Below are 23705 nucleotides of genomic sequence, written 5' to 3'. Positions count from 1 at the left end.
TTTTAAGCTAATGTCAATTTCATTAGCGGCATACCCAATGGCGGACTCAATAATAAGGAGGTTTTGTTCTATCCGTTTGTCATAGCAAAAGCCGCGCCAGCTTCTCCCAATTATTACAAGTAGTCTTTTAGCACAAACGCTTTAAAACCAACTTTTACAGGGATGTAACCGAGATTATTGTCTTTACCAGACACAAACATAGTACTGAATACTCTGGTACGTGTTACGGAATATTTTTTGGATAAATCATATTGGATTCTGGCATCAGCATCTAAATTGTAGTCGTAAGGATTGTCAAACGGAAGTCCTCCGTTTATACCAAATTCAAGACGAAATCCTTGATCATAATTTTTCACTTCTTGTGCGCCGATCGTTGTAATACCTAACGCTACGGCTGCTATTGTACGTATTCCTTTGATGTTGAAAGTGTTTTTTATATCATTTTTGGTTGGATTGATGCTTAGAATAAATTGAGGTATTGTATCGTATTAAAAGCGAAATTTTTAAAGCGGTTTTATTCAAAAATCGTAGCTTTATTAATGTCTCTTAAATTATTTAAATTTGTTTTCGCATCCTTGTTGATCCCTTTACTATTTCCAATAATTTTTCGGGATTCATTTTTGAGGTCGCTTATAATTGGAGAAATGACATTCGCTATTTTTTTGGATGAATTCAGAAGAGTATTTTTAACAGTAGTGCTTTTATCACCGATTACTCCTCTCGTTTCACAACCTTTTGCTGGCGCGAAAAGTACTCCTAAAACTGCTCCTACTGCTATGCTGCCAAGTATTGTTATTGCCAAATTGCTCTCTTTCATTGTTGTTTTTTTTAGTTTATTTACTGTTTTATTCTTTTATTACTGACACTAAAATGACCAGTACGGCTAGCACCAATAAAAAATGAATGCTGCTGCCCGCGTTGTAATAAAAATAGCCTATCGCCCAGAGTAGTACTAAGACCGCAGCCATTATGTACAGTAAATTATGCATGATCTATTTGTGTTTTCTTTAAATTTGAAAAAATCAATTTGAGTTTTATATGTAATTTTTTAGTTCGTAAGTGAAACTTACCCCATCAAAAAATGATGAATAAAATTGTCGTTTCAGTTTGGCTAGCAATAGAATCAAACTATATAGAAATTGGTCTTTTTCTCTTTTAGCTGTGTTCTGAATTATTTTATATGAAATTAGTGTCCCTACTGTTTGCTGGACTTTTACATACTTGTAATTCTGAAAACAAACAGGAGTAGAATTGCAAAAAATATTTTTGTACTCTAAATTTTTGGTGTTGAACTTTAAAACTGAATGTTACTACTTCGTCTTTTGCATTTCATTTTTAAAACGATTTACTTTTTTTTCTTATTTTACAAAGGTGCAATGCTAGTGGCAGTTTTCTGTTACAGCAATTTCGAATTATATTACAGAATTTAAAGATGGGGGATAATTTAAATTGGGGTGTTCGATTGGTACAAAATCTTATTATTGCATCAAATCAATCTAAAAAAGTTGTTTTTTGTTTACAATGATACCATTTTGTAATGGCTTTTTTAGATGTTTTCCAGTGGTAGAAAGGAATCTAAGACTCTTGCTATGCATTACTTCTCTATTTTGAAAGAGTACAAAATAACTGATTTTAATAGTATCTTTTTTTCGGAGTGTCAATGGTAATTTACATTTACCGTGAGAGTGGAAACAATAGGAAATCCTTTCATTGTTGTTCTCTTCCTAGCATAGAACCGTATGTTAAGATTCGCTGCTTAAAAAAGAGCGAAGTAACGGATCAGAAATTTAATCTTCAATTGTGGGTGCTTTTTATTCAGCCGGGAGGTAAACGGTAAATGTTGAACCTACATTAAGCTCTCCTTTTGCGACGATGAATCCCTTGTGATTTTCTACGATTTTTTGGCAAATAGCCAAGCCAATTCCAGTTCCTTGATACTCATTTTTGTTGTGGAGTCTATTAAAGAGTATGAAAATCTTGGTGGCATACTCTTGCTCAAAACCAATTCCATTGTCTTTAAACGTAATCTTGTAGTATTTGATATTGTTGTCAGGCAGTATTTCTGCTTCATGAGCATCAATCATTTCGCAGTTAATTTTAATAGTTGGACTGCTATTTTCTTTACTATATTTTAATGAGTTACTAATTAAATTGATGAACAATTGCTGAATTTGGAATGGAATTACGTTTAAAGTTGGTAATTCATTGCTTTCAATAAGTGCTTTCTTTTCTTCAATGGTAGGCGCTAGTTCGTGTTTTGCAGTTTCAAGCAGATAATTTAAATCGGCTTCTTCAAAAATCTTTTCTGCTTTATTTATTCTTGAAAAATGCAGTAAATCTTTAATAAGAACCCGCATTCGGTTTGCAGAGGATTGAATACTCGCAACGTATTGTTGCCCCGCTGGGGATAAATTGGCATAATCTTTACTCACTAATCTTGACATAAAAATTTCAATTTTACGCAAAGGTTCTTGTAAGTCATGACTCGCAATGTAATTGAAAGCCGTTAGTTCTTTATTGCTGCTTTCTAATTCTCTGTTCCGCTCTTCGACAAGGTTTTTAGCATAAACTTCTTCGGTTACATCACTTGTAGTCCCTATAAAGGTCTTGTTTCCGGAAGCAATATTAACAATGCGTCCTAAACTTCTAAAATAGCGAATCTCATTGTCTTTTCTGATAATTCGATACGTAAAAGGAGGAAGGTCATTGTCATTTAGTATGTTACTGGTGTTTTGTTTTACAAATTCTAAATCATCAGGATGTACAAATTTCAAAAAGGTCGCTCTAGTAGCCTCAAAAGATTGAGGATCACAACCTATTAATCGGTATTCGTTATCAGAGAATGTATATTGGTTTGTTTCTAAATTTAAGTGCCAACTTCCAAAACCACCAACTATTTCAGCAAGATTATTGGCTTCATTTGCGACAGAGAGCGTATTGATTGTTTTTCTTAGGAGTACTAAATCCCGATTCATTTTAATAAAAGCAATCGTAATTAAAATTAAGGTAACTATAAGTGTTAAGTAGATGAGCAAAGGCGTATAATTCATCGTTGCTTCATAATCCTGTTGTCTGTTTTGTAATAACGTTTTCTGCGTACTAATCATGTCTTCTATTTTAAGTCGAATAGAGTCCATTGTTTTTTTTTCAATAATTAAATTATTTTTAAATGTTTTTTCGTCATACATCCCCAGTTCATGAAGATACAGTGTTTTAGAAAGATAGTTTTGTTTTTTATTGATAAAATACAGCAGCTTTTTTAAATTGCTTTGTTGTGTTCTGCTATTTGCCGTTAGTATAGAAACTCTTTTAAAGGATTGTTTTACCAACTTCTTTGAATTATTGTATGGCGTAAGAAAACTTTCATCTTTACTTAGTAAATAACCTCTTTGTCCGGTTTCGGCATCTTTTATATATGAAATCAGGCATTCAAGTTCAATATTTACCTCATAACTGTTACTTACCCAAGCTGACGATTTTTTTAAAACCGTAATGTGCTTGAAAGTAATACCGCCAATAAAAAATATAATTGCTACTGAAACTATAAAAATTATTTTTAAAAATAACGGCGATTTATGAAGTGGAATGTATTTCATTTTACAATCTCATTAAAAAATTATCTTTGTTTAAACCGGAAGTGTGGTATTGCCAATTTATGGTTACTACTTCCGAAAGTATTTTTTTTAAATTCTCAAAATCGCTAGGTTTTTTAATATAGATATTGGCGCCGTTTATGAAGGTCTCTTCAATATGTTCCTCGGACGATGAGGTTGAGTAGATGGCAATTGCTATATCGTTGAGTCTTTCATTTTTTTTTATTTCTAATAAACATTCAACGCCATTCTTTTTTGGCATATTTAAATCTAGAAATAAAACGTTAGGCAAAACGGAATCCGAATGATTTAAATAATCCATTAGTTCAACGCCATCGTTAAAAGTACTCACTCTCGTGTTTATTTTTAATTCATCAAAGGCATCTGTAAAAAACAACCTGTCGTCTTCGTCATCGTCTGCAAGGCAAATGTTTATATAATCAGCAGTCATATTAGTATGGTTTTAAGGTTTGTTTTTATTAGATAACGCTCTTCTCTTTTGTATTATTTTTTGGAATGAGGAAGGTGTCATTCCTGTTGTATGTTTGAATTGTGTGCTTAAATGTGCGACGCTCGAATAATTCAATTGAATAGAAATTTCGGTTAAATTGAGAGGCGTGTTGATCATCAATTGTTTGGCTAATTCAATTTTTTGAATAATAATGAAATTTTCTATTGACGTGTAAGTCACTTCTGAGAAAACATTAGACAAATACGCATAACTCAAGTTCAATTTTTCGGCAATAAAAACAGAACTTTTTATGTTTAAAGGAGCATCGTTATTGACCATTTCAACAATAGCATCTTTTATTTTCTGAACTAAAACACTTTTCTGATTTTCAACTATTTCAATGCCGTATTCTCTAAAAACACCAGTTAGTTCATTTATTTTTCCAGAAGGTACTTTTTCTAAAAAATTGAATTCACCAAACCCGATACTACTATATTTATATCCTAATTCGGATAGCTTTTCCTCGACAATTTTTTTTGTCAGTTGAGTATAATCAAACTTTAAATACACCTTCATAAGCCTTTTGTTTAATAGTAAAGATATAAAAATGTAACTTTTAAATGCACTGCAATTAGTTTTACGAAAAAATATTTTTATTGATTTACGAAGTAAAGCTAAGAACTTTTATTTTGTTTTCAAGTCGTTCCAGCATGATATCTTCTGATTTTTAAGTTTATAAGAGTTTTTTTTAACATCCATATTTTTAAAATTTAGTGGATTAGCACCTGTTTTACACGTTCTACAATCGTTAATTTTATATTTATTTTAACACCACAGCGGCTTTTAACTTCTTCTTTGGAGCCGAATAGGATGCGAGAATTTCGAAGGCGCTGTTCATTTGAGATAGAACCAAATTTTAATTTTTCAGTTTAGCTTTTTCTTGGCGGGGTATATTAGTAGCCGGAAGAATACTGCTGTTTCTTTACAGAAATATAATACTGGATATTTACAGTTCGATTTCATGCTATAAATATTCAAATTTTATTGCAATATCATAACTGTTATCAATTGTATGTTTGTAATTTTGCCGCACAACTACATAAAAATGACAACACAACAATTAATTGACCAAATCAAAATCAAGAAATCATTTCTTACTATAGGATTGGATGTTGATTTAGAAAAAATCCCACACCATTTATTAACACTTGAAGATCCTATTTTTGAATTCAATAAAGCCATAATAGATGCCACTCATGATCTGGCGGTTTCTTATAAACCCAATACTGCTTTTTATGAGGCTTATGGTATAAAAGGCTGGATGTCCTTGCAAAAAACCATTCAATACATTAACCTAAATTATCCTGAAATCTTCACGATTGCTGATGCAAAAAGAGGGGACATAGGAAATACTTCTTCGATGTATGCCAAAGCTTTTTTTGAAGATTTAAACTTTGATAGCCTTACGGTAGCGCCTTACATGGGTAAAGATTCAGTTGAGCCCTTTTTAAGGTTTAATAACAAACATACGATTATGCTGGCTTTGACGTCAAATGAGGGTGCATTCGATTTTCAAACGTTGAATGTTTCCAGCGCTTCGGGAAGTAAGGAATTATATAAACAAGTTGTGGAAACGTCACAAACTTGGGAAAATAGCGAAAACCTGATGTACGTTGTGGGCGCTACTAAAGCCGAATATTTCGCTGAAATTCGCAAAATTATTCCAGATAGTTTCTTGCTGGTTCCTGGAGTGGGCACTCAAGGCGGAAGCTTGTCAGAAGTTTGTAAACAGGGTATGAATGCAAATGTAGGCTTGCTTATAAATTCCTCCAGAGCAATTATTTATGCTTCAAATGGAACTGATTTTGCTCAAAAAGCGAGAATAGAAGCATTAAAAATGCAACAGGAAATGGAAGAGATTATGAATTTGAGGTTTAATGTTTAAAGTTTCAGGTTGCGCCACCTTAAATAGTAAATTTTAAAATTTTGCTCTACGAAAGGTGACTGTTATTCGATATTTTTAAAACCATTATCGTCATTAGTTTCAGTATGAAATATTTTACAGCTTTAATTTCTCAGCAATTTTAACCTGAGCTTGCTGGAAGAGAAAATAAAAAATGGAGTGGGTAGCGAATAATCTACATAAAACGTAACTTATCTTAATTCCTTACTGGTGAAAAAGCTTTCCACTTACGCATCACGATTATCAACTTTATACTTTATACTTTAAACTTGAAACAAAAAACACTAGTCGATCAAATAGGGACAGCACATTTTTTTGAAACTTCGCCCAAGCGAATCATTTCACTCGTTCCTTCACAAACGGAATTATTATATGATTTAGGTCTTGAAGATAAAATCATTGGAATAACTAAATTCTGTGTGCATCCGTACCATTTTAAATCAACCAAGAAAAGCGTTGGCGGAACCAAAAAAGTACATTTCGAGAAAATCAGATTGCTACAGCCGGACATTATCATTTGTAATAAAGAGGAAAATACATTGGAAATAGTGGAGGAGTTGCGAAAAATTTGTCCAGTTTGGGTGACTAATATCGCAACTATTGAAGATAATTTTCAGATGATAACCGATTTTGGTCAGCTATTCAATTGTAGAACTGAAGGGCAAAAATGGAATGACAAATTGGCTTTTGCCTTGAGCGATTTTAAAAATTACATCAAAGACAAAGAAGTTAAAAAAGTAGCCTATTTTATTTGGAAAAAACCTTTTATGGTAGCTGGTTCGGATAATTTTATAAATGAGTTATTGAAATTAAATCATTTTGAAAATATATACCAAAACAAAGGGCGCTATCCTGAAATCGAACTCAAAAAAATGCGTTTAGATGGTGATCCAGATTTGGTTTTCCTTTCCTCGGAGCCCTATCCTTTTGCAGAGGAAGACGCATTTGAGATAGGAAGACACACGCATCACGCTAAAACAGTGTTTGTTGATGGCGAGATGTTTTCATGGTATGGAAGCAGGCTGCTAAAAGCGTTTGATTATTTTAAAAAAATGCATGAAAAATTATAATTCGCATTCTTCTAAAACCAATTCTTCTTTCATCATGCTTGACTTGTTAGTGTCTTTTTCGAAGTTGAAATTCAACTCGGAGAACATTTTGTATTCTTTTATAAGCTTTTCTATTTCACTTTTCTCTTTCAATATTCCTTTCATGGGTGCAAATTTTTTGCAAATTTAAGGCATACAATTATAAATCGAGCATTATTTTTTGTTAAGATTGGGATTTAAAATTAAAGTCCTATTTTTACAAAAAAAACAAGTGATCAATTATACCATTTACGAAAATAAAAACAGCGATCAATGGGTAACTTTTGTTCATGGTGCCGGTGGAAGTTCTTCTATTTGGTTTAAACAAATACGTGATTTTAAAAAACATTATAACGTATTGTTATTGGATTTGCGAGGTCACGGGGAATCAAAACCTACTTTAAAAGCAGCATTCAAACAGAAATATACTTTTTCAGCTTTGGCCAATGATATTCTGGAAGTCTTGGACTTTCTAAAAATTAAAAAATCGCATTTTGTAGGTATTTCATTAGGAACAATTCTGATCCGACAGCTGGCTGAAATGTATCCAGAACGGGTTCAAAGTATGATTCTAGGTGGAGCAATTTTAAAAATGAATTTCCGCTCTCAAGTATTAATGCGGTTGGGGAATATGTTTAAATATGTTTTGCCTTATCTGGTTTTATATAAGTTTTTTGCTTTTGTAATTATGCCCAAAAAAAGTCACAAGCAATCTCGCGTACTTTTTATCAATGAGGCTAAGAAATTATACCAAAAAGAATTTATTAAATGGTTCAAATTAACCGCTGAAATAAATCCCATCCTGAAATGGTTCCGACAAGTTGAATTGAATATCCCTACGCTTTATGTGATGGGTGAAGAAGATTATATGTTTTTACCGTCAGTTAGGAAAGTAGTGGAGAATCATTATAAATCGTCAAAACTCTTTGTAATAGAAAATTGTGGACATGTTGTTAATGTAGAGCAACCTATTGCTTTCAATGATGCTGTCCTCTCTTTTATAAAAACAGCCAAATAAAAAAAAGCCCGCATTATACATGCAGGCAATTCTTTAACTAACCAAAACCAAAATAATAAATAACCAGTTTATTACGCTGCAAAGATCACACTTAAGAGAACCTCACGCTGTTAAGATTTTGTTATTACTTTGTTGGACATAAGTTAACTTTTATCATTCAATATTGAATTTGATAGTTTACACAAAAGAACGTGTTTAGAGTCTAATTGTTATGCAAAATCTGGAATCAAAATTAAGTGCTTTTTTTACTATGAAAACACGACAGTTTTGTTGTTATAGACCATAGTTTTTCGTTCTGCATGAAGCTTTATTGCTCTAGCCAAAACCATGCGTTCTAAATCACGCCCTTTTATAATAAAGTCTTCTATGGAATGACTGTGCGAAACTCTCGAAATATCCTGCTCGATAATTGGGCCTTCATCTAATTCCTCGGTCACGTAATGACTTGTGGCGCCAATTATTTTTACACCGCGTTTAAAAGCCGAATGATACGGTTTTGCTCCCGGAAAGGCAGGAAGGAAGGAATGATGAATGTTGATAATTTTGTTTTTATAAAGGGCAATTAAACTCGGAGTTATAATTTGCATGTAACGCGCCAAAACAATAAAATCAACCTTGTATTCTTTCAGTAAATCCATTTGTTTCCGTTCGCCTTCTTTTTTAATTTCTTTGCTAAAAGGAATATAAAAAAACGGAATCGAAAAACGTTCTGCCACGGCTCTTAAATCTTCGTGATTACTGATGATAAGTGGGATTTCAAGCTGTAATTCTCCAGCACTATATCGTCCTAAAATATCATACAAACAATGGTCGTACTTAGATACAAATAAAGCCATTTTAGGTTTGTATTCTTGCGTGTAAATTTCCCAAGACATTTTAAACGGCGTAGCTAAATGAGTTTGAAAGTCCCTTTTTATGGTATCCATAGTCCAGTTCTGGGTACTGAAATTACATTCTAAACGCATAAAAAAAACATTCTCGTCTGCATCTACGTGTTGGTCTAAATAAATAATATTGCCTTCAATCGAAGCAATGTACTTGGTAACAGAGGCAATAATTGCTTTTTGATCTTGACAGTGGATGAGAATTGTAATTTTTTGCATGTTCGTATTTTTATTATTTACCCTGATGTATTTCAGAAGCTGTTTCCTGCTATCCGCTAAATCTTTCCTTATCTCGTTCTAAAAAACGAGATAAGGAAAGGATATCGCTATTATCAGGGCTAGGTCCTTGCGTTTGTCAAAAATATTTATCAAAAATAGCCTTATATTTTTTATAAAAAAATTGAATTTAGCGGTTTAATGTTCTAAAAATAGAAATGCTTTTTCGCTAGTTTTTATCCTGCAAAGCAAAAACTTTTTGCAATAAAATCGATGTTCTCGCGCTTAAAGTCGTTCTGATGTTTTTTTCTTCCACGGCAACCATTTTAAATACACCATTCAATGCTTGATTGGTGACGTAATCAGTTAAGTCAGGATTCACTTTATTCACTAATGGAATACTGTTGTATTTCGTAATAATGTTAGTCCAAACTTTATCGGCACCCACTTTTGTAAATGAATTTTTAATCACAGGACTGAATTTTCCGTACAAAGCAGTCGAAGTACTGTTTTGTAAATAAGAAGTAGCGGAACTTTCATTACCCATCAAAATTGTTTTGGCATCATAAAAAGTCATGTTTCGAACTGCATCAACAAATATTGGTGTCGCCTCTTTTACTGCGTCTTCCGCGGCACGATTCAGGACTTTCAATCCTTCATCAGCTAACGAACTCAATCCAATTCTGCGCAGTCCAGCATCTACTTTTCTCAATTCTTCCGGTAACAAAATTTTTACGGCTTCATTTCTGTAAAAACCATCGGTAGCGGTCAATTTTGTTACTTGTTTTGAAAGCCCATTATTCAATGCTTCTTTCAGTCCGCCAGCAATATCGATACCACCAATTCCTGGCGTCTGTGGAAATTGACTTAAAACTTGCTGCATTTCAGCACATCCAAACAAGGAAAAGGCAGTTAAAAGCAGTACGATTTTTTTCATAATTTTAGTATTTAATTCGTTTTTTCAAAGATAAGCAAACACTATGCCTTTTAGTAATAAAAATATTCCGAAAGAGAATAACAAGCTGTTTTTGTATGACTTTAAGAAGTTCAAATCCCCGCCTTTAGAGTACAAAAGGAGCTTCTTGGTACTTGCTTTTTTATGTTGTAAAGCACTCCAGTTTTCGCTCTCTATTTTTTAATAATTGTCGAAAAGAAAGGGATGGGCTGAGGATAAACAAAATGGAAATAGTAGCGCAACAAGTACTTTTAGCTGAAAGTGCTTAAATGCTGATTTTTCACAATAAGACAATGGATCTGAAAATTATTTTGTGGTATTTTTGGAATTTGGTTCACCACACGTTTAACAAAAATAACTTTCTGCCTTTTGAAAAAGGGAGATTTCTCGACTATTGTAGTCTTGACATACTCAATTATAGACTGATGATAGTTTTTACTTCGAAGAAAATGAAGACTAAAAACTCACGTTTATTCCGCCTAGGTCAATTGTCCATATTTACAAGTGGTATGCGGACTATTTTTATCGTTGCAAAAATAGTGGAGCTGTTGTAGAAGGCATTGCCTTCCATAGTGTGTAGCAACCATTTGATTGACATTGAATTATAGTATTGGAACCAATTGATAAAGGTCTTGAAAAATTTTAAAAATAAACTGCCCAGATTATTTAAAATAGGAGGTATCCAAATTTTCAAAACGAGTACTATTCAAAAAAGTGGATTTTTATTATTTGCTTTTCTTTAACGCATCTAAAAGTTCTTCTAAGTCTACAACGCCATAAGTAGATGAATAATCGGACACTGCATAGGGCAATATAAGACTGTTGTTATGAATAATTGAACCGCAAGAATATACTACATTGGGTACATATCCTTCCCGTTCCACTTCGAGTGGTGACAATAAGGGCTCTTTTAATCTGCCAATTTCCTTGGAAGGATCATCAAGATCAAGCAGCGAAGCACCCAGACAATACCGTCTCATAGCACCTACGCCGTGCGTAATTACCAACCAGCCTTCTTTGGTCCAAAGTGGTGATCCGCAATTTCCAATTTGGGTATATTCCCAAGAAAAACGAGGTTCTTGAAGAATAATGGGATTGTCCCATTGAGTCCGTCTGTCACTATACATGATGTAATTATTAACGCCATCAATGCGGGAAAGCATAGCATACTTTCCCTTAATTTTTCTGGGAAACAGTGCCAGATTTTTATTTTGAGCACCGGCTCCATACAAAGGCACGACGCGAAAGTTGTAAAAGTCTTTAGTAGAAATAAGTTTTGGCAATATTGCATGGCCGTTGTAAGCGGTGTACGTAGCAATTATTCTATCTGATCCATCGTCATCGAGGAAGCGCACAAAACGGGCATCTTCAATACCGCGACTTTCAGAATCTGATATTGGAAATATAACACGTTCTGTAATATCAGAATCGTGTTTGAATTGTAAATCGTAAAATGAATCCGCCAGCCATAGTACTTCTTCAAGCGCAGTTCTTCTTTCTCGGAGAATCGTTGGATCGCTTAAGGCTTTATTAATTATATTTTTTAAGGCAGTATATTCGAATTGATCCGGTAACTCTCGCATGATTTGGGCAGAACATTTATCTGATGTATTCATTTCTGCCAATTTGACGAGAAATCGCTCTTTATTGTATAAGGTTTTACGGGCAATCTCTGCTTTATCAATGTTGTCTCCTATTTTCATCACTTGGAGATCATTATTTTTATCTAGAATTCCTCTTCTAAAAACAATGGATGAAATATGTCCTTCTCCTGTCGCACGAAAAGATATAATAATTCGTTTTTCTCCATGGTGGAGATCTGATTGATCAAAATCTTCCACCATAGACGGATTAAAAAAGGCTGCAGATTCTATTGCATATTCCATTGTACAATAGGAACCAATAAGCATTTTTCGCTCATCGGATAGCTGGTTGTAATTAATTTGCATGCCTTCTATCAAACCTCTAATTTTTTCGCAATGCCTAAAAAATGTTTGTGAAATATTACGGTGTCTTCTAGCAAATTCACGTAGCGTATGTTCTAAGGTTTCTTGGACTTGTTTTTCGCTCAAAACCATAATATGGCTTACCATTTTTTGGGTTCGAGGATCACCATTCATAAAATACCTGGCAACAACTCTACTGCAATCAGGCAAGAATTTTATATTTTTTCGAATAACAGGAACTCGCATAGATTCATTTTTAAAGTGAAATTGTACAACGGTGTATTTTAACTAAGAATGAAAAGTCGTTTAAGTATTTAACTCTAGTTAGCCCAGAATACTGGTTTTATTTTAAAGAAAGCCATTTAAATGAAATTTATTCGCAGCATTTTCTTTCTTGAATTAGAAATGACTGTAAGCCAGCTCCATTGATAATGCCTCCTAAGCTAAGTAGCTCCTTTGAGAAATATAAGTCAATTAAAATCATAAATAAAAAATTGATTTGTAGAAATGATTCATTCAGGTTTCAAATATTGGTTTGTTTATAAAAGAACAACTTTTCAAGGTAGTAATTTTGAATACGCTAACTGTACTTACACAATCAGTTTTAAAATTACAAAAAAATATTTTAAATAAGCGTAAATTTTTGTTTTACATTATTGATGATATTTTTTTAAAAGAATACAAAATTGAATTGGGTAGCAATGAAATACGAGAAATAATTCCTTTTTAATTTTTTAAGAATAAGTCACATCATTAGAGTGCTCCTAATAAGAGTCCGATTCAACTACTCGCTATGCATAAAGTTAGCAACTAATTGAAGAGGGTAGCAGTGAAAAAATCTAATTTATGTTTCAGTGCAAAGGAGGAATTGTGCTACTATACAGATAAATAGGATCTAAAAAGTATAATTTAGAGGGCCTGACTGTCAGAAGTAAGCAGCGCGTCTAAAAAAATAGTAAAATAATTATTGCTGCCCGTTTTAAAAATCACAAGATTCACTCTTATAATTGAAATTTTAAACAATAAATTTTTATTATTTTCGTAAATTGCGGTCCTAAAATCGACATTTAAATAAAAATGGAACAACAAAAACCGTATATCCCTAACAATAAAGTAAGAATTGTTACAGCAGCTGCTCTTTTTGACGGTCACGATGCCGCAATCAACATTATGCGTAGGATTATTCAATCTACAGGTGTTGAGGTAATTCATTTAGGTCACGACCGAAGCGTTGAAGAAGTGGTTAATACTGCAATTCAAGAAGATGCGAATGCTATCGCAATAACTTCTTACCAAGGTGGACACAACGAATATTTTAAATATATGTACGACTTGCTTCAAGAGAAGGGAGCGGGACAAATTAAAATATTTGGAGGCGGTGGCGGGGTTATTTTGCCCTCTGAAATAGCGGAATTGCAAGCATACGGAATTACCCGCATTTATGCACCTGATGATGGACGTGCCATGGGATTGCAGGGAATGATAAATGACTTAGTGCAACAATCAGATTATCCCGTTGGAAATAAATTGACCGATGAAATGGATCATTTGGATGAAAAAAATCCAAAAGCAATTGCTCGGATTATTTCATCAGCTGAAAATTTTCCTGATGTTGCCGCTAAAACTTTGGAAGCCATTCAAAAAAAGAATAGTAATTGTAAAACGCCAGTTCTTGGAATTACAGGAACGGGTGGAGCTGGAAAATCATCTTTGGTTGATGAATTGGTGCGTCGTTTTCTAATTGACTTTCCAGAAAAAACCATCGGATTAATATCTGTAGATCCATCTAAAAGAAAAACAGGTGGTGCACTTTTAGGGGATAGAATCCGAATGAATGCCATCAATAATCCTCGTGTTTACATGCGTTCGTTAGCCACGCGTCAATCGAATTTGGCTTTGTCAAAGTATGTAGCCGACGCGATTCAAGTGATCAAAGCGGCAAATTATGATATTATTATATTAGAGACTTCTGGAATTGGACAATCCGATACGGAAATTATGGATCACTCTGATGTTTCTTTGTATGTGATGACGCCTGAATTTGGTGCTGCAACCCAATTAGAAAAAATCGACATGCTTGATTTTGCTGACTTGGTAGCAATAAACAAATTTGACAAACGCGGCTCGCTTGATGCCTTGCGTGATGTAAAAAAACAATACCAACGCAACCATAATCTTTGGGATGCTAATTTAGATACCCTTCCTGTTTTTGGGACCATTGCTTCGCAGTTTAACGATCCCGGAATGAATACGCTTTACAAAGCAATTATGGATAAGGTCCATGAGAAAACAAATTCTGATTTGAAATCGACGTTCCAAATCACGCGCGAAATGAGCGAGAAAATTTTTGTTATTCCGCCACATAGAACACGTTACTTATCAGAAATAGCTGAAAGTAACCGAAAATACGATGTTACAGCAGTAAGCCAAGAACAAGTTGCTCAGAAATTATATGGAATTTTCAAAACGCTAGAAAGTGTCTCAGGAAAATCACCGATACTAAATAAAGCTGGGATTGATGATGATTCAGTTTTACCAAACGCTTTAGAATTAGAGAAAGTTGGAGTTGCCGAAAATAAAATTTTCCTCAACCTTCTACTAAATCAGTTTGAAAAAGTAAAAATGGATTTGGATTCCTACAATTGGGAAATCATTTTGACTTGGGACGAAAAAGTAAATAAATACAAGAATCCAGTTTACACGTTCAAGGTTCGCGATAGAGAAATTAAAATGGCGACACATACAGAGTCACTTTCGCATTCTCAAATCCCTAAAATTGCTTTGCCAAAGTATAAAGCTTGGGGTGATATCTTGCGTTGGTGTTTGCAAGAAAATGTTCCAGGAGAATTCCCTTTTACTGCAGGTTTATATCCATTTAAGCGAGAAGGCGAAGATCCATCACGCATGTTTGCTGGTGAAGGTGGACCAGAACGAACGAACAAACGGTTTCATTACGTAAGTGCAGGATTACCTGCAAAACGATTGTCAACCGCTTTTGATAGCGTTACTTTATATGGAAACGATCCGCATGTACGTCCGGATATTTACGGAAAAATAGGAAATGCCGGAGTTTCCATTTGTTGTTTGGATGATGCAAAGAAATTATATTCCGGTTTCGATTTGGTGCATGCTATGACATCGGTAAGTATGACAATTAACGGTCCAGCGCCAATGCTGCTTGGATTTTTCATGAATGCCGCCATTGACCAACAATGTGAGTTGTACATTGCCACAAATGATCTTCAAGCGGATGTTGCTGAAAAAATCAAAGCTATTTACACTCAAAAAGGAGTTGAAAGACCACATTATCAAGGAGATTTGCCCGCAGGAAATAATGGTTTGGGTTTAATGCTTTTAGGTGTTACAGGAGATCAGGTTTTACCTTTAGAAATTTATAATGATATTAAAACAAGAACCTTATCACAAGTTCGTGGAACCGTTCAGGCGGATATTCTAAAAGAAGATCAAGCACAAAATACCTGTATTTTCTCTACTGAATTTGCGTTGCGCTTGATGGGTGACGTGCAGGAATATTTCATTACAAAGAATGTTCGAAACTTTTATTCGGTTTCTATTTCTGGCTATCACATTGCTGAAGCGGGAGCAAATCCAATTACGCAATTAGCGTTCACCCTTTCTAATGGTTTCACTTATGTGGAATATTATTTGAGCCGTGGGATGAACATCAATGATTTTGGACCTAATTTATCGTTCTTCTTTTCGAATGGTGTAGATCCAGAATATGCTGTGATTGGCCGTGTAGCGCGTAAAATTTGGGCGAAAGCCATGAAAAATAAATACGGGGCTAATGAGCGTGCTCAAATGTTGAAATACCACATTCAAACTTCCGGCCGTTCTTTGCATGCGCAAGAAATCGATTTTAATGATATTCGCACCACTTTACAAGCGTTGTATGCCATTTACGATAACTGTAATTCATTGCATACCAATGCGTATGATGAAGCAATAACTACGCCTACAGAGGAGTCAGTGCGTCGTGCTATGGCGATTCAGCTGATTATAAATAAAGAATTAGGTCTTGCAAAAAACGAAAATCCAATTCAAGGCGCATTTATTATCGAAGAATTAACGGACTTGGTAGAAGCAGCGGTTTTACAAGAATTTGATAGAATTACAGAACGCGGTGGTGTTCTAGGTGCGATGGAAACGATGTACCAAAGAAGTAAAATTCAGGAAGAAAGCTTGTATTATGAAACCTTGAAGCATACGGGTGAATTCCCAATTATTGGTGTCAATACATTCTTGAGTTCTAAAGGTTCGCCAACCGTTATTCCAGCAGAAGTTATCCGTGCTACTGAGGAAGAAAAACAATATCAAATAGACATGTTGAATCAATTACACCAGTCCAATCAGGATTTAGTAAGTGAACATCTAAATACGCTTCAGGAAGCAGCTATTAAAAATGAAAACCTTTTCGAACATTTAATGGAAGCGACAAAAGTTTGCTCTCTAGGACAAATCACATCGGCTTTATTTGAAGTAGGAGGACAGTATAGAAGGAACATGTAAACAAAAAAGTGCGTGAATCGCTTATCCCGATTTTTATCGGGATCTTTTCAACAAAAAGAATTCTTAGTTAAAAGATTACAAAAAATGCGGAAAATAATTTCCGCATTTTTTTTGCATACAGGCTAAAAAATTATTCAACTTGCTGTTGTTTTCCTTCTTTAATTTGTTCTACTAATTTTTTATTAAACGCAGGTAAATCATCAGGATTTCGGCTAGTAATGAGGCCTCTGTCTACAATTACTTCTTGATCGTGCCATTCTGCACCTGCGTTGATTAAGTCAATCTTTATAGAAGGATAAGAAGTCATTTTCCTTCCTTTGACCAGATCGGCGCTAATCAAAATTTGAGGACCATGGCAAATAGCAGCGACTGGTTTTCCTGTTTTGAAAAAGTCTTTAATAAAATGCAAAGAAGCTTCGTTTGTTCGCAATTTATCTGGATTTAGTACACCACCGGGTAGCACTAGTGCGTCGTAATCGCTAGCCTTTGCAGTACTTAAAAGTTGGTCGACTTTATAGTCTTTTCCCCAATCTGTTTTGGCCCATGATTTTATAGTTCCATTTTCTGGACTAACAATTTCGACTTTCCATCCTTGCTGCTGTAGATATTCTTTTGGCGAACTTAATTCAACTTCTTCAAATCCGTTTGTGGCTAACATAGCTATTCTCTTTTCCATAATATCTTAATTTTGAGTACTGTTAATATCTTAAAATTACAAATTACACGCTGCTGTAGTTCACAAAGAGGTCTTAAAGTAAATGTAATGTTTGTTAAAGTCCTTTTAAATAAGCAAATACGTCAAGCAAATTTTTTATTTTATTGTATTTAATTTGACATATCCAATATGCAAAGTATCCTCCTGAATATTGGCATTGGATTTAGTAATTTTTAGAGCGTGTGCGGCTTTGATTGGAGCTGGTAACATATCTACTACTTTATAAACATCGTCTACATCAATGCCATATTTCTCGTCAACGTGAGACTCAGCTCCTTTAAAACCATAATGCTTATAAAAAGCAGTTGCTTTAGATTTTTTGGTTGCCAAGGCTAAACGATCAGCAACGGCAAGCATTTTATAATGGTATTCTTCAAATTCATTTTGTTTATAACCCCCTAAATTGATAAAAAATAATTGTTCCGATGACACAGTAGCTGCATTATTTTTTGGGATTATTTCAATCAAGAATTCATCCACTACCGTTACTTCTCGCCAAGCATCAATATGAATCTTTCCTTTGGCTTCAGGCCAAAACGATTTCATGTGTGGTACCAATTCTTTCAAGGAACTACCAATTCCAAAAAAAACATCATGTTGCTCCGTAAACCTGCCTTCTGGTGTGCAGCCTAGCATTATCATGTATAATTTGAGTTCTTTTTCCATAATCCAAAAGTACATTATTTTTTAAAATAAAGTTTGGCACAATTCATGAATAGAGTTTTAGACTATTAATTATAAAACGATAACGAATGAAAAAAATTACCTTATTTTTAGTTTTCATCGGGATGATGGTACTACAAAGCTGCGAAGTAACAGAAGTATATGATAATACGGATAACGGACCAAGAAACGAAGTGTTTGAAGTCACTACTTCATTTAATTCCAGTAATAATTATAGTAGCCTGGTTGAATTTAATCCTCCTATTTATTCTTCGGATTCCGTTTTAGTATATCATTTATATGATACGGTAAACGGTCAAGATATTTGGAAATTAATGCCTCAAACTTATTATTTTAATGATGGAGGTGCGCTAGACTTTAATTTTGATTTTTCAAGGTTTAATGTAAATCTCTTTTTGTCGGCTAACTTCAGTCTGAATACATTGCCGTCCAGTTGGACACAAAATCAAACTTTTAGAATCGTTATTATACCAGATGGGTTTGCTAAAACGATTAATAAAAACAATATTGATTCCGTAATGTCAGCATTGAAAGTTGATAAAAGTGAAGTGAAGAAAATTAATTTGTAAAGTATATAAAAAGTAAAAAGGGAAATCGTGAGATTTCCCTTTTTTTGTGTTTTAATGGATGATGGTATTAAACGAATTCTTTGCTGCTTTTTCGTAAAGAAATTACAATTCCAATAATAAGGGAAAGTGCTATAAAAGCAAGTGATACCCATTCTGGTAATTTAATATATTCATGCAATAGCATTTTTAAACCCACGAAACTTAAAATAGCGATCAGACTGTATTCTAAATAGCTAAATTTGGCTAACATGTTTGCAAGGAAAAAATACATGGAACGCAATCCCAGAATAGCAAATATATTAGAACTAAAAACTAAAAAGGGGTCGTTTGTTATGGCTAAAATTGCCGGTACACTATCAATAGCAAAAACTACATCCATCACTTCAATAACTACTAGCGCCACAAAAAGAGGTGTTGCCGCCGTTATATGTCTTCTTCTTACAAAAAAATGTTCCTCATCAATATGGTTTGATATTGGCATTATTTTTTTTAGACTTCTGTATACGAATGATTTTTTAGGCTGGAATTGTTCATCTTTACCACTAAATAACATTTTCATAGCAGTATAGATCAGGAATGCACCAAAGATATAGGTCATCCAAGAGAATTTATTAATAAGCATGACGCCAAAAAAGATCATTAAACCTCTAAAAATGATGGCTCCTAATATTCCCCAAAATAGCACACGATGTTGGTATTTCTGTGGAATTTTAAAAGCGGCAAAGATGATTGCGATGACAAATATGTTGTCAATACTTAACGATAATTCAATCAAATATCCAGTAATAAATTTTATTGCAGCTGTTGTGGGCTTAAGATTATCAGGATTAGCAATATAATTTGTAGAATAGAGCCAGTAGATCACACCAGAAAACATAAATGATAATGCAACCCAAATACCAGTCCATTTTCCAGCTTCTTTTGAACTTATAATATGCGGTGTTTTATTGAAAACTCCTAAATCAAGTGCTAGAAAAATTAAAACAGCGGTTAAAAAAGTAATCCAGACAATCATAATGTAAGTTATTTAAATTTTGTGTAAAGATACTTTTGATTTTTAAACTTTAACAAAATTTTTATCGAAAGTTAATAGCCTTCTTAAGAGTGTCAATTTTTATAGAATGTGTTACTAGAAAAATAACAACCTTTAAATTGCTAAGTTGTGATTTTTAGCACGTTTTTCTATTGAATTAATAAATTTAAAGCCTTGGCCCATAAAAATAAGAGGTAAAACTTTATAAAAGTAATAATTAAATTATATTTGCATCAAAATAATAGGGGTCTAATTAATTAAAATCAATTTTTATGTCAACATTACGTTTTCAAGCTTTGAGAGAAGCATCGACTAGAAAGCCAGTTAAATTTGAAGAATCGGATAGAAAATCAACGATATTTGGTGCCAATGTCTTTAATGACAAAGCGATGAAGCAATTTTTAACTTCTGATGCTTTTAAAGGTGTGCGCGATGCAGTACAGCATGGAACTAAAATAGACAGAAAATTAGCAGATTATATCGCCATGGGTATGAAAGAATGGGCCTTGTCTAAAGGAGTAACTCATTACACACACTGGTTTCAACCTCTTACAGGAACTACAGCAGAGAAACATGATGCTTTTTTTGAAACCTCTTATGACGGTAGCGATTCAGTAGAAAAGTTTGGTGGTGCTCAATTAGTACAACAAGAACCTGATGCTTCTAGTTTTCCAAATGGAGGAATTAGAAACACATTTGAAGCGCGAGGCTATACAGCTTGGGATCCAACATCTCCAGCATTTATTTTTGGAACGACCTTATGCATTCCAACTGTTTTTATTTCGTACACAGGAGAGGCTTTAGATTATAAAACACCTTTATTACGTGCTTTAATGGTTATGGACGACGCTGCCACTGAAGTATGTAAATATTTTGATAAAAATGTAAAAAAAGTTACCGCCACTTTAGGTTGGGAACAAGAATATTTCCTAGTAGATAGAGCGTTGGCAAATTCACGCCCTGACCTTATTATGACTGGGAGAACGTTGCTAGGGCATACCTCTGCAAAGGGACAGCAATTAGACGATCATTATTTTGGATCAATTCCAACACGTGCCTTGACGTACATGAGAGATTTGGAGCAAGAATGTATGTTGTTAGGAATTCCAGTGAAAACGCGTCATAATGAAGTAGCACCTAATCAATTTGAGTTGGCACCTATTTTTGAAGAAACAAACTTAGCCGTTGATCATAACTGTTTATTGATGGATGTAATGCAAAAAGTGGCAGAACGTCATGAATTGAAAGTGTTGTTCCATGAAAAACCTTTTAAAGGAGTAAACGGTTCAGGGAAACACAATAACTGGTCATTAGCAACTGACACTGGAGTAAACTTGTTAAGTCCAAGCAAAACACCAATGAGTAACTTACAGTTTTTGACTTTCTTTATCAATACGATTAAAGCCGTAAATGATAATGAGTCTTTATTAAGAGCTGCGATTGCCTCCGCAAGCAATGATCACAGATTAGGAGCTAATGAAGCACCTCCTGCAATTATCTCCGTATTTATTGGGGGACAATTGACTAAAGTTTTAGCGGAGTTAGAAGGAGTAACCACAGGTAAATTATCCCCAGAAGAAAAAACAGATCTAAAATTAAACGTAGTAGGGAAAATTCCAGACGTTCTTTTAGACAACACAGATAGAAATAGAACTTCACCATTTGCTTTTACAGGAAATAAATTTGAGTTTAGAGCAGTAGGATCTACGGCGAACTGTTCGAATGCAATGACCACTTTGAACGCTATTGTTGCAAAACAACTTAGAGATTTTAAAGTTGAAGTTGATGCTTTGATTGATTCCAAAGACATGAAGAAAGACGATGCGATCTTCAATGTTTTAAGAGAGTACATCAAACAATCTAAAAAAATCCTTTTTGAAGGAGACGGTTATAGTGAAGAATGGGAAGTAGAAGCTGCAAAAAGAGGTTTGAGTAACTTCAAAACGACTCCTGAAGCTTTAAAAGCAAGAATTTCTAAACAATCTTTAGACTTGTTTTCTGAATTGAATATTATGAATCATATTGAAGTAGAAGCTCGATACGAAATTGAATTAGAGGAATATACCAAGAAAATTCAAATTGAAGGTCGCGTTCTAGGTGATATTTCAAAAAATCACGTTATACCAACGGCAATCCGTTATCAAAATACGCTAATTGCAAATGTGAAAGGGCTGAAGGATATTTTCGGAGCAGATTTTGAAACTATTGCCAAAGAACAAATCGTTTTGATAAAAGAAATTTCAGGTCATATCGAAGGAATCAATTCTAAAGTACAAGAGATGACTAACGAGAGAAAGAGTGCTAATAATTTGACTGATGCGCAGGAAATGGCAGAAGCTTATTGTAATAAAGTAAAACCTTATTTTGAAATCATTAGAAATCACTGTGATAAATTAGAGTTGTTGGTTGATAACGAAATTTGGACGTTGACTAAATATAGAGAATTGTTGTTTACTAAATAATAAGCAAAGAATTTTAACAGGATATATGCCTTTCCATTTTGGAAAGGCATTTTTTTTGCGATCCATTAATCGATAAAAATTGTTGCTATGCTGTTGTAAAAAAAACTTTGCTTCAGTAAATTGGAATTAGAGCTAATACTGAACTTAATATGACTAATCGAAGTGTAGCACGGTTTTATTTTTGTAAACAATGACGAAAAGGCTAGCGAATTAACTAAAAGAGTGGTCCTATTTGTTTATTCCAGATCTTTTCGTTTATGTTTCTTCAGCATTGGGCTGCATAGGATGCTCTTTTACCAAACTATTGTGCTAAGCCTTTCTTACGCGCGTTACTTTGATATTATTATAGTATAGTTCTCGTTAAATATTTGGAGATCTTTTCTTTTTCTTTGAATATCTATATTTATAATTTTTTTCTTATTTTTTTTTCTGTAATACAAGGTAGTTCATCGATACAGAGTTGCTTTTCATCGAAAAAACACCTATTCAGATGAAAAACAAGTATTTATACTTGTTTTTTTTTAATAATGTTTTCTATCTTTGGTATGTAATAATCAAATAAGGTTTCAGTATTAATACTAAAAATCTTGTTATTTATTATACCGTAAGAGTGGTTCCCAAATCGCTTTTTTAAAACCTACATGATAATTTGTATTAACAACCAATTAAATATATTTATTATGAAAAAAGTAGTTTTAAGCATCTCCGCGATGCTATGTACAGTGGCAATTTCTTATGCTCAACCAGGTCCAGTAGCTGGACCAAATGTAAGTGCAGTAGGCCAAACTGGATTTTCTCAATTTGCACAAGTTAGTCAAATTGGTACCGCTCAGAATTCCAAGGTTAAACAAGAATTGAACAACAATGATGCTTACGTATACCAAGGAGTTAATCCGGGTCAAATGCTTGTAGGTTCGATTAATACATCTGCAAAAAACATGGCTGACATCTTCCAAAGAGGGGATGACAACTATGCTTATATTTCTCAAAATAATTGGAACAACATGGCTACCCAATCACAAAGAGGGGATAGAAATGACGCTACAATTTGGCAAGATGAGGTAGTAGTGGCAACTGCAAGTTTAGATGGACATGACAAAGCTACTCAGACACAAAGAGGAAATGATAACGAAGCTACTATAGATCAAGGAACTTCAGGAAATAATCCGCTTCCTACAGTGGCTACTTTTACCTTAGGAGTGCCATTAACTTCTGCAATACCATTCTCTCCTCATGGTTATAATGAAGCTACTCAAACGCAACGTGGAAATTGGAATAAAGCGTACACTAGTCAAGGTGGTAGAAATAATGATTCCGATATTAACCAAAATAGTGTTGGTAAGGCAGCAACGATAGTTGATAGAAACGTAGCGAATCATTATCAATATGGACGTAATAATGATGCTTCAACTACTCAAATGGGGTATAGAAATCTTGATAATATTTTGCAGGAAGGAAACAATAATAGAGCGACCACTATGCAAACAGGAAACACTTCAGGCAACATGAATAGTACTGCACAACAAGGAAATTCTAATGTGGCTAATGTAAATCAAGCTAACTAATAAGTAAGCCTTAAGATAGGGACAGCTCATTAC

20 protein-coding genes are annotated in these 23705 nt (G+C 34.0%); 7 read left to right on the top strand and 13 right to left on the bottom strand.

Annotated features, from left to right (window positions below):
* Positions 1–113 precede the first annotated feature (113 nt).
* The 6 genes from BUA03_RS16955 to BUA03_RS12010 form a co-directional block, all read right to left on the bottom strand.
* On the bottom strand, positions 114–356 hold the full coding sequence (locus BUA03_RS16955) for a hypothetical protein (protein ID WP_245792641.1): 243 nt from the start codon (positions 354–356) through the stop codon (positions 114–116).
* Positions 357–514: 158 nt separating this feature from the next.
* The gene (locus BUA03_RS12025) at positions 515–817 is read right to left on the bottom strand and encodes a YtxH domain-containing protein (RefSeq protein WP_066082496.1); all 303 of its coding nucleotides are present in this window, start codon (positions 815–817) and stop codon (positions 515–517) included.
* Between the two features lie 28 nt (positions 818–845).
* Positions 846–968 carry a lmo0937 family membrane protein gene (locus tag BUA03_RS16535; RefSeq protein WP_245792647.1) on the bottom strand — a complete coding sequence of 41 codons (123 nt, stop codon included), beginning with the start codon at positions 966–968 and terminating at the stop codon, positions 846–848.
* Positions 969–1811: 843 nt separating this feature from the next.
* Positions 1812–3596: a CHASE3 domain-containing protein gene (locus BUA03_RS12020; protein ID WP_066082494.1), complete on the bottom strand. Its 1785-nt coding sequence runs from the start codon at positions 3594–3596 to the stop codon at positions 1812–1814.
* Between the two features lies 1 nt (position 3597).
* Positions 3598–4044 (bottom strand): response regulator, encoded by a 447-nt coding sequence (locus BUA03_RS12015; protein WP_066082492.1) that lies wholly within the window; start codon positions 4042–4044, stop codon positions 3598–3600.
* Positions 4045–4056: 12 nt separating this feature from the next.
* Positions 4057–4620 (bottom strand): helix-turn-helix domain-containing protein, encoded by a 564-nt coding sequence (locus BUA03_RS12010; RefSeq protein WP_066082490.1) that lies wholly within the window; start codon positions 4618–4620, stop codon positions 4057–4059.
* 529 nt (positions 4621–5149) lie between these two features.
* Between BUA03_RS12010 and pyrF the strand changes: the two genes are divergently transcribed.
* The gene (gene pyrF / locus BUA03_RS12005; protein ID WP_066082651.1) at positions 5150–5989 is read left to right on the top strand and encodes an orotidine-5'-phosphate decarboxylase; all 840 of its coding nucleotides are present in this window, start codon (positions 5150–5152) and stop codon (positions 5987–5989) included.
* Positions 5990–6276: 287 nt separating this feature from the next.
* Positions 6277–7077, top strand: coding sequence for an ABC transporter substrate-binding protein (locus tag BUA03_RS12000; RefSeq protein ID WP_066082488.1), 801 nt, complete (start codon positions 6277–6279; stop codon positions 7075–7077).
* Here the strand turns inward: BUA03_RS12000 and BUA03_RS16705 are convergent.
* A complete protein-coding gene (locus BUA03_RS16705; protein ID WP_169807449.1) occupies positions 7072–7221 on the bottom strand; it encodes a hypothetical protein in 150 nt (49 codons plus the stop codon). The two genes, BUA03_RS12000 and BUA03_RS16705, sit on opposite strands and share 6 nt — an antisense overlap.
* Before the next feature lie 106 nt (positions 7222–7327).
* Between BUA03_RS16705 and BUA03_RS11995 the strand changes: the two genes are divergently transcribed.
* Entirely contained in the window at positions 7328–8113 is a 786-nt protein-coding gene (locus BUA03_RS11995) for an alpha/beta fold hydrolase (protein WP_066082650.1), read from the top strand.
* Positions 8114–8361: 248 nt separating this feature from the next.
* Here the strand turns inward: BUA03_RS11995 and purU are convergent, their stop codons facing one another.
* From purU to BUA03_RS11975, 3 genes are all read right to left on the bottom strand, one after another.
* Complete coding sequence (gene purU / locus BUA03_RS11990) at positions 8362–9216, bottom strand: formyltetrahydrofolate deformylase (protein WP_066082486.1); 855 nt, start codon at positions 9214–9216, stop codon at positions 8362–8364.
* 226 nt (positions 9217–9442) lie between these two features.
* Positions 9443–10150: a DUF4197 domain-containing protein gene (locus BUA03_RS11985; protein WP_066082484.1), complete on the bottom strand. Its 708-nt coding sequence runs from the start codon at positions 10148–10150 to the stop codon at positions 9443–9445.
* 743 nt (positions 10151–10893) lie between these two features.
* Complete coding sequence (locus BUA03_RS11975; protein ID WP_245792639.1) at positions 10894–12261, bottom strand: glycoside hydrolase family 130 protein; 1368 nt, start codon at positions 12259–12261, stop codon at positions 10894–10896.
* Between the two features lie 930 nt (positions 12262–13191).
* Between BUA03_RS11975 and BUA03_RS11965 the strand changes: the two genes are divergently transcribed.
* Entirely contained in the window at positions 13192–16644 is a 3453-nt protein-coding gene (locus tag BUA03_RS11965; RefSeq protein WP_066082477.1) for a methylmalonyl-CoA mutase family protein, read from the top strand.
* Positions 16645–16774: 130 nt separating this feature from the next.
* On the opposite strand, the gene BUA03_RS11960 is transcribed toward BUA03_RS11965, so the two are convergent.
* Together BUA03_RS11960 and BUA03_RS11955 are read right to left on the bottom strand one after the other, a co-directional pair.
* The gene (locus BUA03_RS11960) at positions 16775–17320 is read right to left on the bottom strand and encodes a type 1 glutamine amidotransferase domain-containing protein (RefSeq protein ID WP_066082475.1); all 546 of its coding nucleotides are present in this window, start codon (positions 17318–17320) and stop codon (positions 16775–16777) included.
* 135 nt (positions 17321–17455) lie between these two features.
* Positions 17456–18040, bottom strand: a complete 585-nt coding sequence (locus BUA03_RS11955) for a DUF1543 domain-containing protein (RefSeq protein ID WP_245792637.1) — start codon at positions 18038–18040, stop codon at positions 17456–17458.
* A gap of 71 nt (positions 18041–18111) precedes the next feature.
* On the opposite strand from BUA03_RS11955, the gene BUA03_RS11950 reads away from it, so the two are divergent.
* Positions 18112–18612, top strand: coding sequence for a hypothetical protein (locus BUA03_RS11950; RefSeq protein ID WP_066082471.1), 501 nt, complete (start codon positions 18112–18114; stop codon positions 18610–18612).
* Positions 18613–18679: 67 nt separating this feature from the next.
* Here the strand turns inward: BUA03_RS11950 and BUA03_RS11945 are convergent, their stop codons facing one another.
* Complete coding sequence (locus BUA03_RS11945; RefSeq protein ID WP_066082469.1) at positions 18680–19627, bottom strand: TerC family protein; 948 nt, start codon at positions 19625–19627, stop codon at positions 18680–18682.
* A gap of 290 nt (positions 19628–19917) precedes the next feature.
* Here BUA03_RS11945 and BUA03_RS11940 point away from each other — a divergent pair, with 290 nt between their 5' ends.
* Together BUA03_RS11940 and BUA03_RS11935 are read left to right on the top strand one after the other, a co-directional pair.
* On the top strand, positions 19918–22107 hold the full coding sequence (locus tag BUA03_RS11940) for a glutamine synthetase III family protein (protein ID WP_066082467.1): 2190 nt from the start codon (positions 19918–19920) through the stop codon (positions 22105–22107).
* Positions 22108–22787: 680 nt separating this feature from the next.
* Entirely contained in the window at positions 22788–23672 is an 885-nt protein-coding gene (locus BUA03_RS11935) for a hypothetical protein (protein ID WP_066082463.1), read from the top strand.
* Positions 23673–23705: the final 33 nt, after the last annotated feature.

The sequence above is a fragment of the Flavobacterium fryxellicola genome (genome assembly GCF_900143245.1).
Taxonomy (GTDB): Bacteria; Bacteroidota; Bacteroidia; order Flavobacteriales; family Flavobacteriaceae; genus Flavobacterium; species Flavobacterium fryxellicola.
The sequence above is the reverse complement of the archived record's forward strand: the minus strand, read 5'-3'. Positions and strand labels throughout refer to the sequence as shown.